General features: G+C 43.6%; 6 protein-coding genes and 2 tRNA genes. 2 read left to right on the plus strand and 6 right to left on the minus strand.

What is annotated here, in order from left to right; translation table 11 throughout:
* From HOL16_00415 to HOL16_00435, 5 genes are all read right to left on the minus strand, one after another.
* Positions 1–106, minus strand: a 106-nt coding sequence (locus HOL16_00415) for an elongation factor Tu (GenBank protein MBT5389166.1), incomplete at its 3' end; no start/stop codon positions are given.
* 110 nt (positions 107–216) lie between these two features.
* Positions 217–290 (minus strand) — tRNA-Gly (locus HOL16_00420).
* Between the two features lie 16 nt (positions 291–306).
* Positions 307–392: transfer RNA gene (locus tag HOL16_00425), tRNA-Tyr, on the minus strand.
* A gap of 209 nt (positions 393–601) precedes the next feature.
* Complete coding sequence (locus tag HOL16_00430; protein MBT5389167.1) at positions 602–2,176, minus strand: hypothetical protein; 1,575 nt, start codon at positions 2,174–2,176, stop codon at positions 602–604.
* Between the two features lie 37 nt (positions 2,177–2,213).
* The gene (locus HOL16_00435) at positions 2,214–2,915 is read right to left on the minus strand and encodes a porin family protein (GenBank protein ID MBT5389168.1); all 702 of its coding nucleotides are present in this window, start codon (positions 2,913–2,915) and stop codon (positions 2,214–2,216) included.
* 469 nt (positions 2,916–3,384) lie between these two features.
* Between HOL16_00435 and HOL16_00440 the strand changes: the two genes are divergently transcribed.
* Positions 3,385–4,152: a CvpA family protein gene (locus HOL16_00440; protein ID MBT5389169.1), complete on the plus strand. Its 768-nt coding sequence runs from the start codon at positions 3,385–3,387 to the stop codon at positions 4,150–4,152.
* Between the two features lie 194 nt (positions 4,153–4,346).
* Entirely contained in the window at positions 4,347–5,030 is a 684-nt protein-coding gene (locus HOL16_00445) for an SDR family NAD(P)-dependent oxidoreductase (GenBank protein MBT5389170.1), read from the plus strand.
* Between the two features lie 160 nt (positions 5,031–5,190).
* On the opposite strand, the gene HOL16_00450 is transcribed toward HOL16_00445, so the two are convergent.
* Complete coding sequence (locus HOL16_00450) at positions 5,191–6,249, minus strand: hypothetical protein (GenBank protein ID MBT5389171.1); 1,059 nt, start codon at positions 6,247–6,249, stop codon at positions 5,191–5,193.
* Between the last annotated feature and the right edge of the window lie 197 nt (positions 6,250–6,446).

The raw sequence follows: 6,446 nt of genomic DNA on the forward strand, positions 1-6,446 counted from the left end.
GGATCTTCGTGATCGCTGCCGTTAACGTCGTCTTCCCATGGTCAACGTGACCAATCGTGCCGATGTTACAATGAGGCTTATTCCTCTCAAACTTTTCCTTTGCCATGATCCTCTCGTCCTACTCTTAAACGTTGCACTCTATCTTAAAAAACTTCTCTAATATCCCTTACAGAGGGATCACACTAACACCGATCTCCATGGAATAAAAGCAAGAGATGGAGCGGGTGATGGGAATCGAACCCACGTGACCAGCTTGGAAGGCTGGGGCTCTACCATTGAGCTACACCCGCAGTGGTCTCTTACAGTTGGTGGAGGGAGTAGGATTCGAACCTACGTAGACATACGTCGGCAGATTTACAGTCTGCTGCCTTTGACCGCTCGGCCATCCCTCCTTAATCCACCAATATTCTTAGGTAGGGATCTATGGGATTCCCCCCCTTTTGTCAATGGGTAAGTGATCCTTTTTTTACCTCTTCCATGAACAATTCAACCTGTTTCTAATCTGGAAATGACAAATGGTAGCCCCCCATAAAAAAACACCACCGGTTCAAGGTGGTGCTCTTTTTAGTAATATTCTTCGTCTCAAAGAATCGTAATGTTCTTAAACCGTCACGCCAAGGGCTTCGAGCTCTGCCATAGCTTTTTCACGATTAGCCCTGAAGTCAGCTAGTCCCTTGTCAACCCTTTCCTGCAACTTTCTAAGCTCAATAATAGGCGCATGTTCCCAGTTTTTGAGAATCTCTATGGCTGCACGACGCTCATTTACACCTGGATTTTCTTTGGCCTCCATAATCTCTGTAGCTCCCTCGATAAGCTTCTGCTGTCCCAGTTTTTCTTCTACAATTTCCGCCAATCTCTTCGCCCGCCCTTCCTGAAGCTCCTGAGCCAGCTGAAGGAACCCATGGGCCGCATCAGTCCAAGGCTGTGTATGTTTTGGTTTGTTAGCTTTCTCAACAAGATTCTTTTCCACCAGAGCATCAAAGAGTTGTTGAAGAGCACTTTTCCCCTTGGCGGTGCGCTTCTTTACGGCATCAACTGTTTCTTTTTCAGCGTTTTTTCCGCCATTGAGAATGATGTCCTCTACTTTCCGCAATCTTTTATTCTCGTCTTTAAGAAGGTTCAGCTCCGCTACGAGCTCTTTCTTAATTTTTCTCGAAGATTTTTTCTTCTTTTTCTTTTTAGTAGCACTCTCGTCTGCAATTGTTCCAGTTAGATCTTGCTCATCGTCAAAGGAGGTTGCTCCAGAGATACTAGTTCCATCCGTAACATAGCTAAAACCTGTCACCGCACTCATTCCACTAATAGAGACTGCATCATCATCTTCTTCACGCTTATCAGAATCACCAGACAGCAACTCAACTAAAGCACCAAAGACTTGTCCACCTTCACGCGGCTCTTCATCAACAACATCCTCATCAGCTTCTCGTGCGTTGGCCTCTTTGATCTTATTCTTCCTGTCTGCCTTCTTAGCCTTCTTTTCATCAAATATAGCTTTTGCTTCCTCAAAACTAATGCTTTTCTTTGTTGCATATTTCTGAATTGCCGCTTCATCGGCTAAACCTTTTAGTCTCTCAACCTCAGCTTCAATCGCCTCAAGTCTTAACTTCCTCGCCTCCACGATACCGGCTTCATCAGCAAGAGCTTTTATCATATCAGGAAGTCTGCCATTAACCTTCTCTAATATTTCGGCAAGGGATTCTTTAGCTTTGCTCAAAGATGTTTCTTCTTTCAACAGCAAGTTAAGTGCACTCACGGCCGCCTCTTTCTGACCCTTTGTACCTTTCTTCCCACCTTTATTCAACTTAAGGGGATCAAGCTTCTCGTACTCATCCCAATCTCCAGAGGCAATATGCTGTAAAGCCAGCAGCGGTCCATCTCTTAAAAGCTTGAGTTGGGCCCCATGGTGAGCAATCAGTTCAGCACGCTCATTGTACGCAGATTCGTCTCCAATTCCTGTATTGGCCCGAGATAGTACTGTCTTCCAAAGGTATATTCTACCTTCTTTTTTCTTGGTGGGACTCGAATGACTTTTTAAGCGACCATCTATTTCATCATTAGACAGCCCTTGGCCTATCAAGACATCAACTTTATCTGTTATGCCGCCCGCGTTTGACTCTATGGCAATTGAAATGCACACCGATGAGAGAAGTACATACTTCCATATTTTTTGTTTCATTTTTTTGCTCCCAAACAAGTTCTATTTATTTATTATTTTAAAGAACCCAGCTTAACCCGACTGTAATATTAACCGTGCGTGGAGAGGGCTTTCCCTTATACACTTCTGATCCAGCCTTCATATCTTTCGTGTTAAAGGATTGATAGTGGGTATACACAGCTGAAACATTCAGCGAAAGATCATCTTCCACCATTGTTCTTACACCCAAACCAACTGGCAATCCTACGGCCCATTTACTATAATTTCCAGAATCGGAATCAGAAGGATCCTGGTACTTATATTTAAAGTACGAATAGGCCACACCTATAATTCCATAGACTGCTGTATCTTCATCCACGAGGGCCCCAAGTTGAGCATATAATGCAGTGGAAAAAGGCTGAATCAATTTATTATTTATATTATCGTTTCCAGCTCTTTTTGTTGCTTCAGAAGAAGAAGTTTGAAGCTCCAACTGTCCACCCCAATAGAAATCTCCTGCATCGTTCCCCTCTGCTTCCGAGTAACCTCCATGGAGTTCTCCCATGATGCCACTGGTGCTCATTTTAACTTTTATATCTTCTCCAACACCTAATTCTTCTGCAAAAGCTGTTCCATCAGAAGAAAGATGATGGTATCCCACACCAAATCCAAGATTCCATCCATTCAAACCACTCTCTGCTGAATCTTCTGATTTTGAAAAAGCAAGAGTCGGTGAAAGTAATAAAGCAACTGCTGTCATTGCAAGGACATTATTTTTCATTTTTATTGGCCCCATTTCTTTTTTTATTCTTCTTTAAAGGCACGTGTACACACAGCACACACACCCTCCACGATTATTTTTTATGTAATTGCTGACTCTTTGTAGAAGCATTCGCTCCCGGTAAATTCCCAGTCTACCTGGTCTGCACTTACATTCTCCCAGAATGCTAGAGTTTTCATTTTTGTATAAAAATTACGTATCATCTCCAGCACATACTAGATTGTAGTCTAACCTGCTGCGGCTAGTCAAGTTGATGTCAAAAAATAAATATAACCTCCTTAATTATAAGGAAAATTTTTCTGTATCCTTTTTCCTAAAATAAAATAATGTTGTACTTACCATCCTTCATTCAACGCCCTTTCTGGGAAAATATTGTTGGGGTGATAGACATTCGAAACGAACACATTTATGGTGAGGGGCAGAAATTATAGATGAAGCCAAATTTATCGGATAGGTACGGGCACAAAACATGTTTGAAACGATTCCTTTTATCGACATTTTTATTATAGCCATCGTCATTTTATCAGGCATTTTAGGGTTTTATCGCGGCGTCACTCAAGAAGCCCTTGGAATAGCCGGCTGGGTTGGTGCCGTTTTTGTTACCCTTTACAGTTTTACCTATGTGGATTTTCACGCCCAACAATATATGAACCCTCCCCTATTGGCCTCTAGTGTGGCCGTCATTGGCATCTTTTTGACCTCTCTCTTGGTCTTTTCTTTCACGTCGAAAACCTTAGGGAAGTCCGTTAAGAGCAGCAATCTTGGGAGCCTGGACCGCTCCCTTGGGCTTTTGTTTGGCTTTACCCGGGGGCTCTTTATTATGTCCCTCCTCTATTTATTGCTCGCCTCCTTCTTTACGCCAACCCAGTGGCCCTGGCTCACCCAAACTACAAGAATGCTCCCGGTGGTTCAGAGCACAGCGCGCTTTGTCATGATGCTCGCCCCCAGCTATATGGTCCCCGATGCTTTGCAAACATCCCTAGAGCCAGAGAAAGGCCCAACAGCAAGCCAAGAAGCAGAAACGCTCTCGAAAATTTCTCCTATAGCCCTACGGGTTTTTGGCAAATCCAAAGACCAGGCCAATGAAAATCCAAAGACTGTTAAAACTGCCAGCGCAAATAACCAAGCTGAAAAGCCTTCCTCACAAAAAACCACTGATGGGAAGAAATCAGACGTTCCCTATGATCGAGACACCAGCAATCAAATGAAGGACTTGCTGAAAACCCTAACGCCATAGAGAATTTGTGACCCCACCGGATGATGGTTTTCCAAATGAACGAGACCATTGTTCGAAACCACTGGGTAAGCATGATGAGCAAATTCCATAAGCGCACCCAATGAACGAAAACAATGAGTAAAACCCTGGCAGCAAAAACCCATGAGCAAGAGCAAGAGAGCGAAACAAATGATCAAGCATAGTGAGCAACTTCAATGAACAAATCCCATAAACGCCTCTTAAATAAAGTAGCCCTGGTGACAGGAGCCTCCCGAGGTTTGGGACGGGCCATTGCCCTGAAATATGCCCAAGAAGGCGCCCATGTCATTCTTGTTGCGCGAGACCTAAAAGCTCTCGAGGCCCTCGATGACCAGATCCAAGCCATGGGTGGTACGGGCACTATTGCGCTCTTAGATCTCACCGATGGATCCAAAATCGATGCCTTGGCGGCGCCTATTTTGGAACGCTATGGCAAGCTGGATATTCTGGTGGCCAATGCAGCCATTTTGGGCACCATTGGCCCAACGCCCCAGCTCCAACCCGATGTATGGGAAAAAGTTTTTGCCACCAATACGACGGCCAACTGGCGCCTTATCCGAGCCCTAGATACCCTCTTGCGCCGAGCCCCTCAGGGCCATATCTATTTCGTCACCTCTGCTTGGGTGAAACAACCAAAGGCTTTCACAGCCGCCTACGCCGCCAGCAAAGCGGCCCTAGAATCCCTCGCCAACACCTACAAGGAAGAAACGAAAAACACATCCCTCCAAGTACAGATCATTGACCCCGGCGCCATGCAGACTGACATGTATACGCAAGTTTACCCGGGTAAGGATGCTTCGGACGTGCCCCTACCCGAAGATGTGGTGGAGAAATTTGTGCCTGAGTGCCTGAGTGCCTGAGTGAAAGATTATTGGCCTGTTGTGTCGTAGCGAATGTGGGACGGACTTGTTGTGTCTCTCTTTCTGACATCTAAAGAAAAACCCCGCGGGAACCAATCCCGCGGAGGTTTCTTGTTGTTCGTTAAGCAGACAAAATCACCATAAGTGATTTAGAACAGAGTTAGAAATTAAGTGCAGTCTCTGCTAATGCTAAGTCTTCCGCAGCTTGCTGAAATTTAGTAGAAGCCTTATTGTGCTCCATAATCAAACGACTCGTTTTTTTATCAAGAAACACTTTAACATTCATTAGGTGAGTCAGTTTGTCATTTAACCCTGCTTTCTTATTTACGATATTTTCCAGACTCTTTTCAAAGGAAGAAACAGTTTGCTTATATGCATCTTCAACATCCTTTTGAACCTTCAAATATTCTGTAGAACGATCGTGTTCTTTTATAGAAATATGAGTTAATCCATTTCCCTCGTGTGCAACATCAATCACACTTCTTATGTTCGACTTTGAAGAGCGTTTCAAAGCAGCTGACACAACTTCATCTTCAGGTATTGACCCACAGGGGCTTTTTTTGCTTTGCTGCTCATTGTATCTTTCCAAATGTTGAAATGATCCTGGAAAAGTTCTTAAGGAACTATTTTGCGTTAAAAGTTTAGCCTGCTGCTTATCCAACGTCCCAAGCTCTTTTTGCATCGAACTTATTTGGGAAGTTATTGTTTTTAATTCTGATGATGCATTACCATCCAACACAGATTTAAATAATTTTTCTCCTAACCCTCGTTTAGCAGCTGCCATAATTTTGAGAGCTCTTTCGGGTGTCCTTTTCTGAGCCTCTTGAGTTAAGGGAATTGCTACAGGTGTTGAAGGCCCCGCCTTTACACTCTGAACTGCTTGTTTAGCAGATATATTTACATTTTCTTTAAACCCTTGCAATGCAGCAGCAAGCTCATCCCTTTTGGAACGAACTTGTTGACTTCCCGACTCTATCCTATTTTGAACATCAGACAAACTCCTTCTTAGTCCAGAAAAAAAACCATCATTTTCAGCTTTTTCAGCTTCACTTATAGCTATTCTCCCCAGTTCTGAAGCCACCTGATTAATCTGATCTGCAGAAGTGGATGAACTTTGTAAAGCCTGCCTCAGTAGTGCTCTTTTTTGATTTATATCTGTAGCTTGTTCAGCAATAGCTCCTGCTAGATTCGTAATTCCACTCACAGCTACGTTTCCCATTGTGACAGTTCCAACGCACGAGAAAAGAATTGTTTTCCATAGTAATTTTTTCATGATCTTGCCCTTCCTTTTTTTGTTTTTTTTAAAAGACCCAACTATTACTCCGGCAATAAAACAGTGGACTTAAGCGAGTTATTCTGATAGTGTCTATCCATGGAATTAGTAGACGCCCGCAAGTTATCCCAAGACGCACAAGA

It is taken from the genome of Alphaproteobacteria bacterium, from assembly GCA_018662925.1.
Classification (GTDB): Bacteria; Pseudomonadota; Alphaproteobacteria; order 16-39-46; family JABJFC01; genus JABJFC01.